Source organism: Brevibacterium jeotgali (assembly GCF_900169175.1).
GTDB classification, from domain to species: domain Bacteria; phylum Actinomycetota; class Actinomycetes; order Actinomycetales; family Brevibacteriaceae; genus Brevibacterium; species Brevibacterium jeotgali.
Genome location: NZ_FXZM01000002.1, coordinates 1 through 15,544, shown reverse-complemented (window position 1 = coordinate 15,544; position 15,544 = coordinate 1). Strand labels below are relative to the sequence as shown.

Annotated in this window: 14 protein-coding genes and 3 pseudogenes; 8 read left to right on the top strand and 9 right to left on the bottom strand. The window is 63.9% G+C overall.

Annotation, left to right across the window (positions count from 1 at the left end):
- Positions 1-45: 45 nt before the first annotated feature.
- The 3 genes from BJEO58_RS01920 to BJEO58_RS01910 all read right to left on the bottom strand — a co-directional run bounded on the left by BJEO58_RS01920 (position 46) and on the right by BJEO58_RS01910 (position 3,283).
- Entirely contained in the window at positions 46-1,965 is a 1,920-nt protein-coding gene (locus BJEO58_RS01920) for a heavy metal translocating P-type ATPase (RefSeq protein ID WP_101587293.1), read from the bottom strand.
- Complete coding sequence (gene cmtR / locus BJEO58_RS01915; RefSeq protein ID WP_101587291.1) at positions 1,962-2,324, bottom strand: Cd(II)/Pb(II)-sensing metalloregulatory transcriptional regulator CmtR; 363 nt, start codon at positions 2,322-2,324, stop codon at positions 1,962-1,964. Before cmtR ends, BJEO58_RS01920 begins: the two co-directional genes overlap by 4 nt.
- Before the next feature lie 197 nt (positions 2,325-2,521).
- Complete coding sequence (locus tag BJEO58_RS01910; RefSeq protein WP_144573826.1) at positions 2,522-3,283, bottom strand: VldE C-terminal domain-containing protein; 762 nt, start codon at positions 3,281-3,283, stop codon at positions 2,522-2,524.
- A gap of 324 nt (positions 3,284-3,607) precedes the next feature.
- Between BJEO58_RS01910 and BJEO58_RS01905 the strand changes: the two genes are divergently transcribed.
- Positions 3,608-3,799: a hypothetical protein gene (locus tag BJEO58_RS01905; protein WP_101587287.1), complete on the top strand. Its 192-nt coding sequence runs from the start codon at positions 3,608-3,610 to the stop codon at positions 3,797-3,799.
- Here BJEO58_RS01905 and BJEO58_RS01900 read toward each other — a convergent pair.
- Both BJEO58_RS01900 and BJEO58_RS01895 read right to left on the bottom strand, forming a co-directional pair.
- Positions 3,786-4,715, bottom strand: a complete 930-nt coding sequence (locus tag BJEO58_RS01900; protein ID WP_246075997.1) for a M15 family metallopeptidase — start codon at positions 4,713-4,715, stop codon at positions 3,786-3,788. The two genes, BJEO58_RS01905 and BJEO58_RS01900, sit on opposite strands and share 14 nt — an antisense overlap.
- A gap of 242 nt (positions 4,716-4,957) precedes the next feature.
- Positions 4,958-5,842 (bottom strand): annotated as a pseudogene (locus tag BJEO58_RS01895) (ISL3 family transposase); the annotation flags it as partial.
- A 96-nt stretch (positions 5,843-5,938) separates the two neighbouring features.
- On the opposite strand from BJEO58_RS01895, the gene BJEO58_RS01890 reads away from it, so the two are divergent.
- Entirely contained in the window at positions 5,939-6,211 is a 273-nt protein-coding gene (locus tag BJEO58_RS01890) for a transposase (RefSeq protein ID WP_180951791.1), read from the top strand.
- Positions 6,208-6,870: an IS3 family transposase gene (locus BJEO58_RS01885; protein WP_101587284.1), complete on the top strand. Its 663-nt coding sequence runs from the start codon at positions 6,208-6,210 to the stop codon at positions 6,868-6,870. Before BJEO58_RS01890 ends, BJEO58_RS01885 begins: the two co-directional genes overlap by 4 nt.
- 25 nt (positions 6,871-6,895) lie before the next feature.
- Here BJEO58_RS01885 and BJEO58_RS01880 read toward each other — a convergent pair whose 3' ends face one another.
- Genes BJEO58_RS01880 through BJEO58_RS01870 form a run of 3 tightly spaced genes read right to left on the bottom strand, consistent with a single transcriptional unit; the run spans position 6,896 to position 10,031 of the window.
- The gene (locus BJEO58_RS01880; RefSeq protein ID WP_101587282.1) at positions 6,896-7,936 is read right to left on the bottom strand and encodes a tyrosine-type recombinase/integrase; all 1,041 of its coding nucleotides are present in this window, start codon (positions 7,934-7,936) and stop codon (positions 6,896-6,898) included.
- Positions 7,933-8,886 carry a tyrosine-type recombinase/integrase gene (locus BJEO58_RS01875; protein ID WP_101587280.1) on the bottom strand — a complete coding sequence of 318 codons (954 nt, stop codon included), beginning with the start codon at positions 8,884-8,886 and terminating at the stop codon, positions 7,933-7,935. The genes BJEO58_RS01880 and BJEO58_RS01875 overlap by 4 nt, the downstream gene beginning before the upstream one ends.
- Positions 8,883-10,031 carry a tyrosine-type recombinase/integrase gene (locus tag BJEO58_RS01870; protein ID WP_246075996.1) on the bottom strand — a complete coding sequence of 383 codons (1,149 nt, stop codon included), beginning with the start codon at positions 10,029-10,031 and terminating at the stop codon, positions 8,883-8,885. Before BJEO58_RS01870 ends, BJEO58_RS01875 begins: the two co-directional genes overlap by 4 nt.
- A 228-nt stretch (positions 10,032-10,259) precedes the next feature.
- On the opposite strand from BJEO58_RS01870, the pseudogene BJEO58_RS01865 reads away from it, so the two are divergent.
- Positions 10,260-10,586 (top strand): annotated as a pseudogene (locus BJEO58_RS01865) (integrase core domain-containing protein); the annotation flags it as partial.
- A gap of 22 nt (positions 10,587-10,608) precedes the next feature.
- On the opposite strand, the pseudogene BJEO58_RS01860 reads toward BJEO58_RS01865, so the two are convergent.
- Positions 10,609-11,014: pseudogene (locus tag BJEO58_RS01860) on the bottom strand (helix-turn-helix domain-containing protein); the annotation flags it as partial.
- Positions 11,015-11,392: 378 nt separating this feature from the next.
- Here BJEO58_RS01860 and BJEO58_RS01855 point away from each other — a divergent pair.
- From BJEO58_RS01855 to BJEO58_RS01840, 4 genes are all read left to right on the top strand, one after another.
- A complete protein-coding gene (locus BJEO58_RS01855) occupies positions 11,393-12,010 on the top strand; it encodes a copper resistance CopC family protein (RefSeq protein WP_101587275.1) in 618 nt (205 codons plus the stop codon).
- 145 nt (positions 12,011-12,155) lie between these two features.
- Entirely contained in the window at positions 12,156-12,815 is a 660-nt protein-coding gene (locus tag BJEO58_RS01850) for a DsbA family protein (RefSeq protein WP_101587273.1), read from the top strand.
- A gap of 60 nt (positions 12,816-12,875) precedes the next feature.
- Complete coding sequence (locus BJEO58_RS01845; protein WP_246075995.1) at positions 12,876-14,765, top strand: bifunctional copper resistance protein CopD/cytochrome c oxidase assembly protein; 1,890 nt, start codon at positions 12,876-12,878, stop codon at positions 14,763-14,765.
- A gap of 304 nt (positions 14,766-15,069) precedes the next feature.
- A complete protein-coding gene (locus BJEO58_RS01840) occupies positions 15,070-15,462 on the top strand; it encodes a cytochrome c oxidase assembly protein (protein ID WP_308297851.1) in 393 nt (130 codons plus the stop codon).
- The last annotated feature ends 82 nt before the right edge of the window (positions 15,463-15,544 follow it).

Here is a 15,544-nt window from a genome sequence, read left to right as displayed (position 1 = left end):
CAGACCCGGACCTCCGCTTCATTCGGTACTCGACTGCTGGTATGTTCATGGACGCCCGACCAGCGCCGCAGGGCGCGGTGTGCGGGTGCGCGCCGCGCGCAGCCCGTTGAGGATCACGACCACCTCGGCGAGCTCGTGGACGAGGACGACTGCCGCCAGGCCGAGCACTCCCGTGATGGCCAGCGGCAGCAGCACGATGATGATGAGCAGGGACAGGACGATGTTCTGGTTGATGATGCGCCGACCTTGCCGTGCGTGGGCGAGAGCCTGCGGGAGCAGGCGCAGGTCGTTGCCGGTGAATGCGATGTCAGCTGATTCGATCGCTGCGTCTGATCCGGTGGCACCCATCGCGATCCCCACGTCGGCGGCAGCGAGCGCGGGTGCGTCATTGATGCCGTCTCCGATCATCGCCGTGGGCCGTGTGCGGGACAGCGCAGCGACGGCGCCCGCTTTGTCCTCCGGCCGCAGCTCCGCCTGCACATCACTGATGCCGGCTTGGGCGGCCAGCGTGTGGGCCGTGCGCACATTGTCGCCGGTCAGCATCGTCACCCCCACAGCGCGTTCTGCGAGCGTGCTGATCACCTCAGGCACTTCGGGACGCAGTTCGTCTCGGACCCCGATCGCTCCGACCGGGGCCTGGTCGCGATGCACGACGACCACGGTCATCCCATCGCTCTCCAGTGCTTCGACCTCGTCTGCGAGTTCCCCGGATCTCAGCCACCGGGGACTGCCGACAGTGATGGTTCCGGTGCTGAGGCTTCCAGTGATGCCGTGTCCGGCGGTCTCGGTCACCCCCGCAGCCGGGGTCGCGTCCGGGACAGCTGCGACGATCGCAGCCGCCAGCGGATGGGTGCTGTGCTGTTCGAGACTCGCCGCCCAGGACAGCACATCCTCGGGTGCGGCCCGGGGGATCGTGATGACGCGAGCGACGGTCGGCTGGTTGCGGGTCAGCGTGCCCGTCTTGTCAACGGCGAGATGCCGGATCCCGCCGAATCGTTCGAAGGCGGCACCGGATTTGATGACGACGCCGAACCTGCTGGCAGAACCGATCGCTGAGACGACCGTGACCGGCACCGCGATCCCCAGCGCGCACGGGGAGGCAGCGACCAGCACGATCAATGCGCGTGTGATCCACAGTTCCGGGTCCCCGAACAGAGAGCCGACGAGTGCAACGACGACCGCGAGCACGATCACGCCCGGCACGAGTGGGCGTGCGATCCGATCTGCGAGGCGGGCGCGTTCGCCCTTCTCCGCCTGAGCCTGTTCGACCAGGTCGACGATGGTGGTCAGCGAGTTGTCAGTGCCTGCCGCGGTCGCTTCGACCTCCAGAGCTCCAGAGTTGTTGATCGACCCTGCCAGGACCTCGTCACCGGGTGCGACCTCGACCGGGATCGACTCGCCCGTGATGGTCGAGGTGTCCAGGCTGCTGCGCCCGCTTCGCACGGTCCCGTCCGTGGGCAGTCGTTCGCCGGGACGCACCAGCAGTGTCTGGCCTATCTGGAGGCTGCGGCCAGGGACCGTATGCGTCGTACCGTCCTCGATGACGGTCGCAGTCTCGGGCACGAGCTTCAGCAGCGCCCGCAGTCCTGCGTGTGCCCGATCCATCGCCTTGTCCTCCAGTGCTTCAGCGATGGAGTAGAGGAATGCCAGCGCGGCAGCTTCCGCGACATACCCGAGGATCACGGCCCCGACTGCGCTGATCGTCATCAGCAGTCCGATTCCGACCTTGCGCCGGGTGAACAGCTGACGCAGTGCACCCGGTGCGAATGTGGACGCGCCCAGCAGAAGCCCCGTCCAGAACAGCACCAGCGCCACGATGCCGACTCCGGTCCACTCACCGATCAGACCTGCCAGGAAGGCGACGCCGGAGGCCGCCGGAATCAGAACGGCACGGTCCTTCCACCACGGCACGTGGACGTCTTCGGCAACGGTCTGCTCGACCGCCGCGCAGCATACCGCGCTCATGATGAAGCCTCCGACGTCTCACAGCAGCCTGGGACGGGGCAGACCGGATCATTGCACGGCGCATCCTCATCGACCGCCAGCGTCACGTCGAACAGCGCGGTCAACGCCCTCGTCAGATGTGGGTCTGCGATCTCATAGCGCGTGTGCCGCCCCTCCATCTCCGCGACCACGATGCCGCAGTCCCGCAGACACGTGAGATGGTTCGACACGTTCGGGCGTGTGAGCTCGAGGTCTCGTGCAAGCTGAGCCGGGTATCCGGGTCGCTCCAAGAGCGTGAGAAGAATCCGCGACCGTGTGGGGTCGGCCATCGCACGGCCGAGGCGATTCACCACATCAAGACGATCGACAATGGTCAGCATGTGATGAACTGTACAGCATGGGGTGACCTATCTGACGACCGCCAGTGGTTCCGCTGGGTGGGGAGACGTTCCGCGAAGGCGGTGGAAAACGCCGGACATTTCTGGTAGGTCCGAGCGCACCCGTCGCTCCTCAACCGCATCGCGGAGCAAACCCCGTCACGATCAGACTGCCGCTCGTTAGCGGCCGGGTGTTCAGATCAGTTGAAGGAGACGTGCACGTGATCGAGGTGGTTGGCGGTAGCTGAGCCCCGGTCCTCCATCGGCCGCCCTTCCCAGCCTGTATAGGGGGCGTAGAGCTTCTGCTCGAAGATTACGTACTTCACACCGAGATCCGAGGCGTGCTCAATTCCGAACTCCTTGATCTGTTCGCCCGTCGAGCCCGCGATCATGACGTCGAGAGCCTTCCCGGTGTGGTGGTCCGAGCCCGGGTCGTTCCGGGGTCCCCCGAACGTGTCGACTTCAGGGAACTCGGCACAAATGGCCCGGTAGCCCTTCGTGGCATTGGGGCTGAGCTTGGACTCGATGGATTCCGACACTGAGCAGGGCTCGTTCGAGAGACCCCCGGGAGATTCACCGCCGTCTTCTGAGCCGGTCTCCGCGGAATCGGCAGATTCCTCGGATTCACCTGAACCGTCGGAGACACCAGATTCCTCGGAGGCGGCGGATGCTTCCTCCGCGGCCTCGGTGGTCTCGGGCGCTGACAGATCGGCATCCACTTCGGAGCTGTACTTGGGGTCGTCCTGGATGGACTTCTTGTACTCCTCGGCGGCCTGATCCTGCTCCTTCTGCAACGCCTTCTCATCCATTGTGGGTGACTCAGACGCGCCAGCTTCCGCGTTTGCCGTCGCTGACTGACTGTCGGCTGCCACCACACCCGCGTCTTGACCCGGCGCGAAGGCCAAGGATGATGCAACGACCGCGGTTGCCGCAGCCGCCGGCAGTGCGATCGCTGCAACCATGGGCCGCCGCCTCACGGTGCTGGGAACACCCAGGGTGGGATTCGATTCGTCCCTGTGGCGTCCGCTGGACTTGCGCCCCGTAGCGGAGATGCCCCGCACAGCATTTCGTGCGGTGGCACCCCATGAAGGCTTCTGGCCTGAGTGTCTACCCAATGCGACTATTCCTTAACATATCTGTATCCGATCCGAGACCCAACCAGGGTATCTTCGCACAAGCAGATAACACAAGGATAACGACGCTTCGGGCTCTCCACTTCACCGAACTGGACTCGGAGCGTGGCGGTCGGGAATATCTGGCGTGGCCGCGCTGGAGGAAGCGGGGCGATGCGCGAGGAGCTGCACGACTCCAACCAGAAGGTCTTTTCCGCCCTGTTCCTCGTCGGGATCAGCGCCACCAATCGTGACGCGCTCGACCAGTACGTGCAGCAGGCGCTCACGGGCCGCTGGGTCCGTGATCACGTCACAGGTCGGGGACGACTCGAGGAGAGGCGCTCCGGAGCCTTCAGGCTCCCTTGATGTCCTTGCGGGCGGGGACGTACTCCCAGTGCCAGGGCTCGTACTGGCTGCCCTTCGCCCAGTCAGGGTTCTCCCAGCCGTACTCCGCACCGTTCGCGACCAGCCAGTCGTACTGCTGGCCGGACGCGCTGCCGGTGCCGCCGCCGAAGTCGATCGCTATGCCCCAGCCGTGCAGGGACGTACCGGCACGTGCCGCGAGACCGGGCTTGCGGCCGGCGACGGACACCTGGGACTCGAGGGACCGGTAGGTATCGGTGAGCTCCATGTCCTCACCGGTGTCCTCCTTGTAGGCGGCGTTCATCTTCGAGAACGCGATCGCGGCGTCGGCGCGCAGCTTGTGCTCGCCGACGCCCAGGTCGCACATCCAGGATTCCGGCAGCTCCCCGTTGCCCGCGTCCCCGAAGTCCACATCCTCGGAGCAGCCCGGCAGGACGGTCTTCGTGATGGAGCGGCCGGCCGCCTGGACGTCGCCGTCTTTAGCGCTGGGGGCCGATCCCGAGGCGGTGCGCCCCGTGGCCGCATCCGCGTCGCCTCCGACATCGGTAGAGACGGCCTCCGAGCCGAGCGCGGTGAGGACTGGCGCGTCGTCGTTCGGCTCCGCAGCCTGCGCCTGCCCAGTTCCGTTGCCGGAGATCAGCACGACTGCAGCGGCGGCACCTGCGAGGGAGACGCCCGCGAGTGCGGTCGTCACCACGGCACGGCGGCGACGCATCCCACGGACGATCGAGCCATCGGACCCACGGAACGCGACTGCGCCCGCACCCACCTGGCCGCGCACGGCGGCAGGCGGGTACTGCGGTGCGGGAGACGATGTGCTGAGACTCTGAAGCCGGCGCGACGAACGGAGGCCGGTCTCTTCAGCCATGCGACGTTCGCGGCGGCTGGCAAAGACCGGCTCGGCGGACTGCTCGGACATGCATTACTCCGGAAAGATTCGGAACCGGACCCAGGTATGACCTCCAGGCCCCTTCGACGTGTCACAAGACTATAACGACAACGTTGCAACGGAGTCCACTCAAGATATACACGCAGCCCGGCTCCTCGCCACCGAGGTAGGTCTCATCCACTTCCACCCGTCCGGCTATGCCACCCACCTTCGGCACATCTCCAGGCCGGGCAACGAGGACCTTTTTCCTGCGCTCCTGACTGATCCGTGGGCTATCTCCGGCCGGGGAGGGCAGGTTGGTGGCCACCGAGGGTGAGCAGCGCGAGCGCGATGAGGGCCTCAGGCGATTTGAAGCCGAACGCCATCCGGGTGATCAATCGGATCTTGGTGTTGGTCGAGTCGATCAGCCCGTTGGAGAGGTTGTGCTCGATCGCAGCGAGGATCCGGGCGCGATGCTTGACGATGCTTCTTTGGAGCTTCACGAAGGCTGGGATCCGGCAGCGACGCGCCCAGCTGATCCACCGCTCCAGCGCTTCAGCAGCCGCGTCCAGAGGTAGCTGGAACACGGTTCGCAGGCCTTCTTTGAGGAGGTAGGCCCGATACAGCCGGGGGTCCGTATCGGCGATCCAGGCGAGCTTGACCTGCTGGTTCTCGGTGAGGTTCTCCGGGTTCTTCCACAGCGAGTAGCGGGCGCCCTTGAGGCCCTTGGCGCGCTCACTTCCCGGCCGTGGGGGCGCATCGGCACGCGGTCGGCCTCGGCCACGTTTAGGCTCGTTGCGGGCCAGCGCACGAGCATCGTTCCACGTTGCCCGGCGGACCTCGTCAAGCGCTTCGGTGGCCCATTTGACGATGTGGAACGGATCGGACACCCGCACCGCGCCCGGGCACTTCTGGGCGACGATCGTATCGATGAAATCCGCGCCATCAGCGGAAACATGGGTGATCTGACCACATCGCTCGGGACCCAGGAAATCGAAGAACTCCCGGACCGTGGCACTGTTGCGCCCCGGGGCGGTCCAGACAAGGCGGCGAGCGTCGTGGTCGACCACGACCATCAGATACTTGTGGCCCTTCTTGTAGCTGATCTCGTCGATCCCGATCCGTCGCAGCCCGGCGAATCGATCATGCTGGGCGTCGACGTCGGCCCAGACACGAGTTGAACCGTCCTGGGTTTCGTTCCGATCCGTTTGATCTAGGAGGATTGGAACATGGCCAAGACGTACACCCCGCAGTTCAAGGAGCGGGCTCTGCGGATGATGGACGACCACCGCCGCACGGAAGAGACCTCAGAATGGGGCGCAGCCACCGATGTCGGGCATAAGCTCGGCGTCTCCCCGCACACGCTGCGAGGATGGTCGAAGCAAGCCCGCCGCGACGCCGGCCTCGAGGAGGGGCCCACGAGTGCGGACCTCGAGGAGCTCAAGCGGCTCCGCCGTGAGGTCAAGGAGCTCAAACGGGCAAACGAGATCCTCAAGACCGCGTCGGCGTTTTTCGCCGCGGAGCTCGACCGGCCCACGACGAAATGATCCGGTTCATCGACACGTTCCGCGATCGCTTCGGGGTCGAGCTCATCTGTCGCATCTTGGGCGCGACAGCACGTGGGTTCATCACCTCACGCGGATACCGCGCGGCGAAGACCCGTACGCCGGCGGCGCGGACCGTGCGCGACGAGGTTCTCGTCGAGGAGGTCCGGCGGGTGCACGCGGCGAACTACGGCGTCTACGGGGCACGGAAGATGTGGCACGCGCTGCGCCGCGCCGGGTGGGACGTCGGACGGGATCAGACGGCCAGGCTCATGCGCCTGGCGGGGGTCACCGGTGTCGTGCGCGGTCGGAAGCCGCGCACGACGGTGCCAGGGTCGATACCGGATCATCGTCCGGATCTGGTGATGCGGGACTTCAAGGCACCGGCCCCGAACCAGCTCTGGGTCGCTGACATCACCTATGTGCGCACCTCGTGCGGATTCGTCTACACAGCGTTCGTCATCGATGCCTACAGTCGCCGGATTACCGGGTGGGCGACCCGGTCTTCGATGACGACTGAGGCGCTCTCGCTCGAGGCGCTCGAGCATGCGCTCAACACCGCCCAGGGCAGCACTGATCAGCTCGTCCACCACTCCGATTATGCCGAGGATTTCGTTATCCCGAGGAATCGTGCTCTGGCCCGTGCTGGCACCGATCGGTGAGGATTGTTCGGCTTAACGTTCCTGCTTATCGGAGGCTGTAGAGAGCCGCGAGGGTGTCCTCGGTGAGCCGATCGGCAGCCGGGTTATCTGCTCTGGGGGTGGCGGTGTTGATGGCGTCGCGCATCATGTCCAGCGTCGCGAACGCGTAGAACGCCTGCGTGGTCGAGGCGTTCTCGTGGCCGAGCAGTCGCATGATGATCGGCAGCGGAATGCCATTTTGGTAGAGATCCATGGCTTTGGTCTTGCGCAGCATGTGGCAATGGATACCCGCGGGCACCGAGGGACAGCGGCTCCGCGCGGCGTGGGCGGCTTTCTTCAACACGGTGGAGACCGTATCCGTGGACAGACGCGTCGGCTGTCCTCTGTGCAGGCTGTAGAAGACCGGCCGAGTCGCAGGTAGGCGAGCGGGGTTCGGGTGGAACTCTTCACGATAGACGCGCAGATGCTCGATCGTTTTCTCACTCAAGGGCACCACGCGGGTCTTGTTGCGTTTACCGGTCAGCGTCACATGTCCCGGCGCGGTCAGGGAGAGGTCTTGGAGTGTCAGAGCGGTGAGCTCGCCGACGCGGGCGGCGGTGTCGTAGAGCAGGATGAGCAGCATCCTGTTCCGCCGTGACTTGGCTGTTTGGCCGGTGTGCGCAGCGAGAACTGCCCGTGTTTCGTCTTCGGTGAGGTAGGCGATCGGTGCCCGTGGCAAGGGCGGCGCTTTCAGCGTCCTCGCTGCCTGGTGGAGGGCGACGAGGGTGATGTCTTCGGCGGCGGCGTAGGACAAGAACGCCTTGAGCGCGGAGAGCCTGAGTGTGATCGTTGCCGACGCGTAGCCACGTTCAGCGTTCATCCACGTCAACCATGCTTTCAGATGTGCACGGTCGAAGTGGTCGAAGGTGATGTCGGCGCGGTCGACGTGTTCGTGGTCGGTGAGGAAAGCGATGAAGCACTCCAGACTGATCCGATAGGCGGTGATCGTCTTCACTGACAGTCCCCGGACCGTGGGCATGTAGGCGTTCAGGAAGTCCCGGGCGAAGACGAAGACGTTTGCGGTGTCGGTGGCGGGGTCGCGTTTCATGCGAATCCGACCTCCGGCAGCAGCGACTGGCTCTCCTGAGTGATGTCGGCGTAGGAGTCCATGAAGTCCGGGCTGGTGTGGATGTAGTAGTAGGTGGAATCGAAGGTCGCGTGTCCCATGTAGCGGGCAAGATAGGGCAGCATCGCGGTGACGTCGGTGCCGCCTGCCATCCAGCGTTCGAGGTTGGCGTAGGCGAAGTGATGTCGGAAGTCATAGGGCCGTGGCTGCTTGCCGTCGGCCGGTCGCGGGAGTCTGGCTTGGTCCCAGATCCGGTTGAACATCACTCCCACACTTGCTGGGGCGACCGGTGCCCCGGTCGAGGAGACGAAGAACGTCCGTCGTGGGCCCAGATGCGTGTGTGAGGTCGTGTCGCAGGAGGCCAGGATGGCGATGACGTCGTCGGTCAGTGGCAGTCGTCGGCTGCGGTGGCCTTTGGCGTTGACGATATCGATGTGGCCATCGCCGAGATCGACTTGGCTGGTCAGGAGATTGCGGGCTTCACCGGTTCGGATTCCGGCTGAGTGCATGAGCGTGAAGAAGGCGACGGATTGCCAGGCCCACGGCGATTGGGCGTCCACGTGGGCTGCGGTGGTGAAGAAGCCTTCGATCTCTTCGTGTGTGAGTAGGTAGGGCCGCGGGCGGATGATCGGTGCTTTCCACTGGTCGGAGAGGATGTAGGCGTCCGGGTGTGCGTGGGCGTGGAGCCACCTGCCGAAGTCACGGATGTAGGACATCCACGATCGATACTTTCCTGAGCGTTGCAGCTGGTCGGTGACCCATCCTTCGACGGTGGCCCGATCGAAGGTGCTGAGATTGTGGGCGGTGGCGTAGGCGTCGAACCGTCGCAGATACACGGTGCGGGAGGCGCCGTAGAAGCCCATCTTCTTCTTGAACGCCAGGTACTCGTCCAGATCAGTGGCGAAGGTGCTGGTGAAATGGGTGGTGTTCATGATCGTGCTCCTGTCGGGACGGGCAGCACGCACGCGAGGAGATGGTCATGATCGACGTTCATGTAGACGTTGGTCGATTCCTGGCTGGCGTGGCCGAGCACGGCGGCGATCGTCGGTAGTGGAGTCGCTGCCCGCAGAAGCCGGGAGGCAGCGGTGTGCCGCAAGAAGCGCGTGCCGGCCTTCACATCGGTCACTCCGGCTTTCCTGAACGTTGCCGCCGTGATCACGTAAATGGACGCGTGATCGGCAAGCTGGGTGGGCGGAGCCACGCTGCGCAGGAAGACGTGATCATCATCCGAGTCGGGGCGGTCTTCCAGGACGTAGTCAGCCAGTCTGGTCGCCAGCAGTCCCGGCAGAGGCAGGAGCACAGGGTTGTGCGTCTTCTGCTGGATGAGTGAGATCGTCTGGGTCCGCCACTCAATGTCGTCCAGCCGGAGATTGATGATGTCGCAGGCCCGCAGTCCTGTTAGCAGTGCCAGCAGGGTGATCGCAGCGTCGCGGCTGCTGATCATCGGTGAGGAGGCGCACGCGTTGACGAGGCGTTCTGCATCGTCGTCGGTGAGGACGGGGATGATTGCGTGGGAGCGGCGTGCACCGATGAGAGCGATCGCGTCGACGAGATCGCAGCGTCCGGTGAATTTCATGAATGGGCGGAAGTTCGACACCTGCCAGGACAAGGACGACTGTGCCCAGCCGTGATCGAGCAGGTAGGTGAAGTAGCCGGTGATCGTGGCTGGTCCCGCGTCATCGAGGTCGGAGATGCCCTGGTCTTCGAGATACACGAGATAGCCGCGGGCGACGCGTCCGTAGGCTTCACGGGTCGCCGGGGCCAGTCCCCGTTCGTGCATGTCTTCTTCCCACTCCGCATTCAACGCAGTGAACTCGTCGCAGGTCGGCTGTCGTCCCCCGCCGCCCCGGCTGCGTATCGATAGGTCGACGTGACCGGTCCGCACGTAGGAGTCGATCACGTCGATGAGTCTGCCGAAATCAAACCGCCGCTGCACGCTGAACCGCCCTGTGCGCGGACTGATCGTCATCGAGGCGAACTCAGCACCCAACTCGGGGGTGTAGGCACTGCCGCGGTCGGCGGCGAATTCCGTCAGTGCTTTGATCGTCTTCTGATAGTTGCCGATCGTAGATTCCATGTAACCAGCCGCGCGTAGCGCTACGATGACGACCGTACCCAGATGTGTGACTGTCGTATCCATGACCGCGTCCCTTCCATAGACGGATGGATACGGCGGAGACTAGCGATCGACAGCAGGAACGTTAAGCCGAACAATCCTCACCGATCGGTGCCAGCACGGGCCAGAGCACGATTCCTCGGGATAACGAAATCCTCGGCATAATCGGCGTTAACCCGAATTCGTGTTAACTCCGACAGAGGATCCCAGTACGTTGCCGTGGCCTATACCGACCGGCTCATCGACGCGGGGATCTATCCCTCCGTGGGAACCGTCGGCGACAGCTATGACAACGCTCTGGCCGAGACGGTCAACGGGCTGTACAAGACCGAACTGATCTACTCGCAACCGGCGTGGGCGGGCCTGACCGAAGTGGAGTTCGCCACGATGAGCTGGGTGCATTGGTGGAACACCGGCAGGTTGCATGAAGGGCTCGGACATCGGACCCCGGCAGAGGTCGAGGCAGAGCACTTTGAAACAAGCACCCAGCAGGTCGATACTTTAACTGCCGTCTAGGAACGAAACCCAGGACGGTTCAAGTGATGATCGACCCGACAGTGCGCCAGGCGATCCGCATCAACTGAACCGCGGTGGACTTCGAAGCCTGGGTCGCCAGCCACGCCACCTGATCATCGAAGGCATAGGTATGGCCCGCGTCGTGACGCGCCCACGGCACCGAAGCGACGACCACCCCATGCTCGGGGCACCTCACCCGCGGCGACTCCGCCTCTATCACCGCCTGGACGGTGCCCAGATCCAGCGTCCGCCAACGACGCCGACCCTCACCGGAGTCGTAACCCGGGCACCGGCGCCGGCACCTCCCGCACCGCCTCCGCTGTCGACTCTTCGGACGGACGTGAGCGACCAACAGCTCCGCATCCGACCCGCTCGATGACCGTCTTGTCGACGCCCAACAGGACACGCCATAGGCTGGTATCGCGCACGCCGCTCTCCGCTTCACTGGTTCTGGATCCTTAGACAGTTCAAGAACCTACGTGGGAGCGGCGTGTCGCGCATCGGCAGGTCAAGAAACCACCCACGGATGCGTCAGGAGAGCCCGTTTTTGACCAGCAGGATCGCTACGACGAGGACTGGCTCGCCGAGACCGAGTCGATACGTCAACGCCAAGATCGGCTCACGCCATATCCCACCGGTCCGAGGGCACCGAAGCAGACGCCTGAAACGCTTGTCGAAGCGCTTGGTGATGCAGCAGTTGCACTCTCTCCGGCCGTATTCTACAGTGGGTAGAATTGCGTGGTGGCCGAACGTACTAGTGGGTGACGTTCGGCACTGCGGGACACGGAACACAAGGAGTAGTTCTCATGCATGCTGCTGGGCAATTGAAGTTGTGGTTCAGCTCGGGAGTACTGGCCGCGGTGCTTCTCGGGTTGGGCCTGCTGCTGTCACCGCCAGCGGCTGCCCATGACCAGATGACCACTTCAAACCCTGAAGATGGAGCGGTTGTGGACGAAGTCCCGGAAGCGATCGAGTTGGATTTCAGCGGCGAGCTGCAGGAGTTGGGTTCGGAGATCCAGGTAACCGCCGGGGATCAAGCTGTCGCTGTCGACGAACCAGTCATCGCAGGACAGACCATCACCAGCGATTTGTCGGGTGAGATGCCGGCCGGCGAGTACGCCGTGGCATGGCGGGTCGTGTCCTCGGATGGCCATCCGATCAGCGGCGAATACTCCTTCACCGTCAACAGCGGCAGTGCAGGCGGGCAAGAGCCGGAGCCGACTGAAACTGAGCAGAATGCTCCCGCCAGCGACGATCCCGCCGCTGAAACTGCGCCTGTAAATGCGGATGGCGAGCTTGCCGATTCGGGGATGCCGCTGACACTCGTGGTCCTGTTGAGCGTGGGGATCGTCGCCGTCATCGCGATCGTTGCGATTATGCTGACCCGGAAGATGAAAGTTGAACGATCTGACGGGGAGCAGTGACCGCGAAGCGAGGGTCCGGGTTCACAATCGTCCGTAGTCTCGGGGAATGCCTCCCGGAAAATACGGGCATGATCTACTGCCTTGACACGAAAGAACGGTGTGGCGGTATGGGCCGCGGTGCCGTGAAAGCTCTGATTGGACATAGATGAGTACTGTTCTTGAACGACGCCTCAGAATCGGCCTGTGGGCCGCTATCGCCCTGGTCGTCGTAGCAGCAGTGATCGCGGTGCTGGTTGTCCGATCCTCCTCAACGGAGGAGCTTCCCGATGACGTGGGACAGGTGACTCGCAGCAACAGTCATGTGCTCTCTCAAGCGCCGAACGAACAAGCTGTCCTGGTGGAGTTCGTCGACTTCGAGTGTGAGGGGTGCCGGGCGGCGTTCCCCGTCGTGGAGGATCTGCGGTCGCAGCACGCCGACACCCTCACCGTCATCCAACGCTACTTCCCGCTGCCCGGTCACCAGAACGGGATGAACGCGGCCTTAGCGGTCGAGGCTGCCGCACAGCAGGGAGAGTACGACCAGATGCAGCAGACGATGTTCACCACCCAAGCCGAATGGGGAGAGTCAACAGAAGATAAATCCGATGTGTTTCGTGGTTTCGCCCAGGATCTCGGCCTGGACATGACTGCCTACGACGCTGCCGTAGCCGATCCTGCCACGCAACAGCGCGTTGAGCTCGATATCGCCGATGGTTTCACCCTTGGGGTGAGTGGGACGCCTACGTTCTTCCTCAATGGGCAGCCCCTTCCCCTGGAGTCGCTGGAGGAGTTTGAGTCGACGGTCGCCACCGCAGCTGAAGGGTGAGGCACGATGAGTGACCCTGTCTACAGATCCGTGGGTCCCACGACGTCCACCCGTCGGCTGATGCTGACCAGCCTGCCCCTCGCTGTGGTGGCGACAGCCGTGGTGTTGCTGGCCGCACTGGAGTTCGCTGGTGTCACTGCTCCCCGCCAACTGCTCGATCCCGGGCCCCTCGTGCGGTGGGCACTGCCGATCACGACCACCCTCCACCATTTCGCCATGTCGCTGACCTGGGCGGCGCTGGTGTTCGCCGTAGCAGTCGTCCCCCGCGGCAACGGCGAAGAGCCTGCATACAAACGAACCCTGGCCATCGCCTGGGGAGCAGCCATGGTGTGGACCTTTGCGGCGGTAGCTATCGTCATCCTCGGGTACGCCGACACCACCGGTCAGCCGCTGACGGGATCGGACGCGTTCGTTGCGCAGCTGTTTTACTACATCACTGACATCATTCTCGGACAGGCATGGGGCGCAACGGCCGTCATCGCGGCCCTGACAGCAACGCTGATCGCCTTGACCCGATCTCGCGCAGGAATTGCTATCACCGCAGTCATCTCGCTTGCCGCGGTCATCCCTCTCTCCCAGCTAGGCCACGTCGCCGGGGTCGAAGACCACGATGGGGCTGTCAACGCTTTAGCGCTTCACTACCTGGGTGCTGGACTCTGGACTGGTGGGATCATCGTCCTGGCTACGATCAGCACCGCTCTCTTCAAGAGCGGCTACCTGACGGCCGACCGTGTCCTTGCCCGGTTCTCTGGACTGGCAGTGGTCGCATTCGTCTTGGTAGTGATCTCCGGGATCATCAACACCGTCTACCGGCTGGATAGCTGGGAAGCGCTGGCATCGGTCTACGGAACACTCGTGATCGTTAAGACAGTGGCGACTTTGGCCTTGGGATTCGTCGGCTACCTCAATCGTCGCCTCATCATCGCCCGGAGTGGCGAGAGCGGGGTGCGTACCCGCGTGTGGCAGCTGATCGCCGGCGAAGTCATCGTGCTCTCGGCGGTGATGGCGCTTGGAGCCGTCCTGGCGCGCACCAACCCGGGCCTCGAAAGAGTCCGGGAACCTGACGTCACCCCGGCCGAAGTGCTGACTGACTACATCCTTCCGCCCCCTTTGGGCCTAGCGGAATGGGTGACACAGTGGCGGTTCGATTGGCTGTGGATCGCCGTGGCTGTCCTCGCTCTCACCGCTTATGCTGCCGGGGTACTGCGACTGCGGGCAACGGGGCGGTCATGGCCGTTCCTGCGGACGGCGGCCTTCGTCGCCGGACTGGTGGTTCTCGTCTACGCGACGAGTGGTGTGCCCAATATCTACGCTCCCATCCTGTTCAGCATCCACTCTCTGCGCCACCTGGTCTTGGTGTTCGTCGTGTCCACGCTGCTCATCGCAGGACACCCCCACAGGCTGACCAGTCTCCTGGCCCGGCCGCGGACCGACGGGACGACAGGATGGTACGAGTTCGTGCGCGCCTGGAAGACCTCAGCTCTCGGGCAGATGCTCTCGCGCCCGAGTGTGACGGCTGTGCTGGTCGTGGCCGTGGCGATTGGCTTCTACTACACGCCGTTGTTCCCCCTGGCCCTGCATACACTCGTCGGCCAAGAGCTGGCGAATACTGCCGCGCTGCTGGCCGGCCTGCTTTTCGCTGCCAGCGTTCTTCGCGTCCCGGGTGACAGTCGGCGGATTCTGACCGTGCTCTCGGTCGCGATCGCAGTAGGAGCATGGGCGGTGCTCATCGCGACCTCACCGGTCCTGTTGCAACCGGAGTGGTTCACCGGACTCGGCAGAGATTGGGGCGTTGCCCCGCTTGCCGATCAGCAACGCGCCGCCACCGGCCTCATACTGACCGGGACCATGCCACTGCTGAGCGCCGCTGCTTTCTTGCTGTTGAAGCCCCGCTCCCCCAAGGTTGCTTCCGCTTCAAATACTGCTTTGCCGGTAGCCGCTCGCGACTGACTAGGCGATCGCACTCCTGGACCCACAGGGCGTCGGCTACCCGCCCCCGCCTCGTAGCCAGGGTCGTTTCCCACTACAGCCGCCGGGATCAACCGGGCCAACAGTTGGGTCGCCCGCCGCACCGAAGCCGATGCAGACACCTTGTGGGTGATCGAAGGTGGGCCTGACCCCTGAGTGCTCTCCTACGCTGGACTATGCCGCCTGACAGTACACAAAGCCGTGTCCACCACTCAGGGGTCAGGCCTGTGGAAGAATGGAGCGGTTACTGTCGATGCATTGGTGACTATGGATGATCTCAGCATGAATGGACCGGTCTGGATCCCGACCCAGCCTGGAGACCTTCTTGGCTCCTACGGTGCAGCCCCTTCCCCTCCTCCCGGGTATCGCCGTGGTGATGGGGCTGCTGAATTTGGCCGGAGCAATCCGGTTGTGGAGTGGAGGCCGGCGGTGGCCGGTGTGGCGGGCCCTGTGCTTCCTGCTGGGGTGTGCTGCCCTCGCGGTGACCATGGGCGCTGGTGTCGAAGGCTACGGATTCCGGATGTTCTCCGTATTCATGTTCCAGCAGCTGACCTTAATGATGGCCATCCCCCCGCTGCTAGTGCTCGGCAGCCCGGGCACTCTGTTGTTGCGGGCCATGCCGCATCGCGGGCTTTGTCAAGCCCCGAGTTTTGTAGAGGGATTTCTATCTGGAAATTGATGCCAACGCCCGAGCAGGCAGCTGCGCGTGGACTACTTCGAACTCGACAGGAGGCACGTGCCCGATCTCGCCATGAAGACGG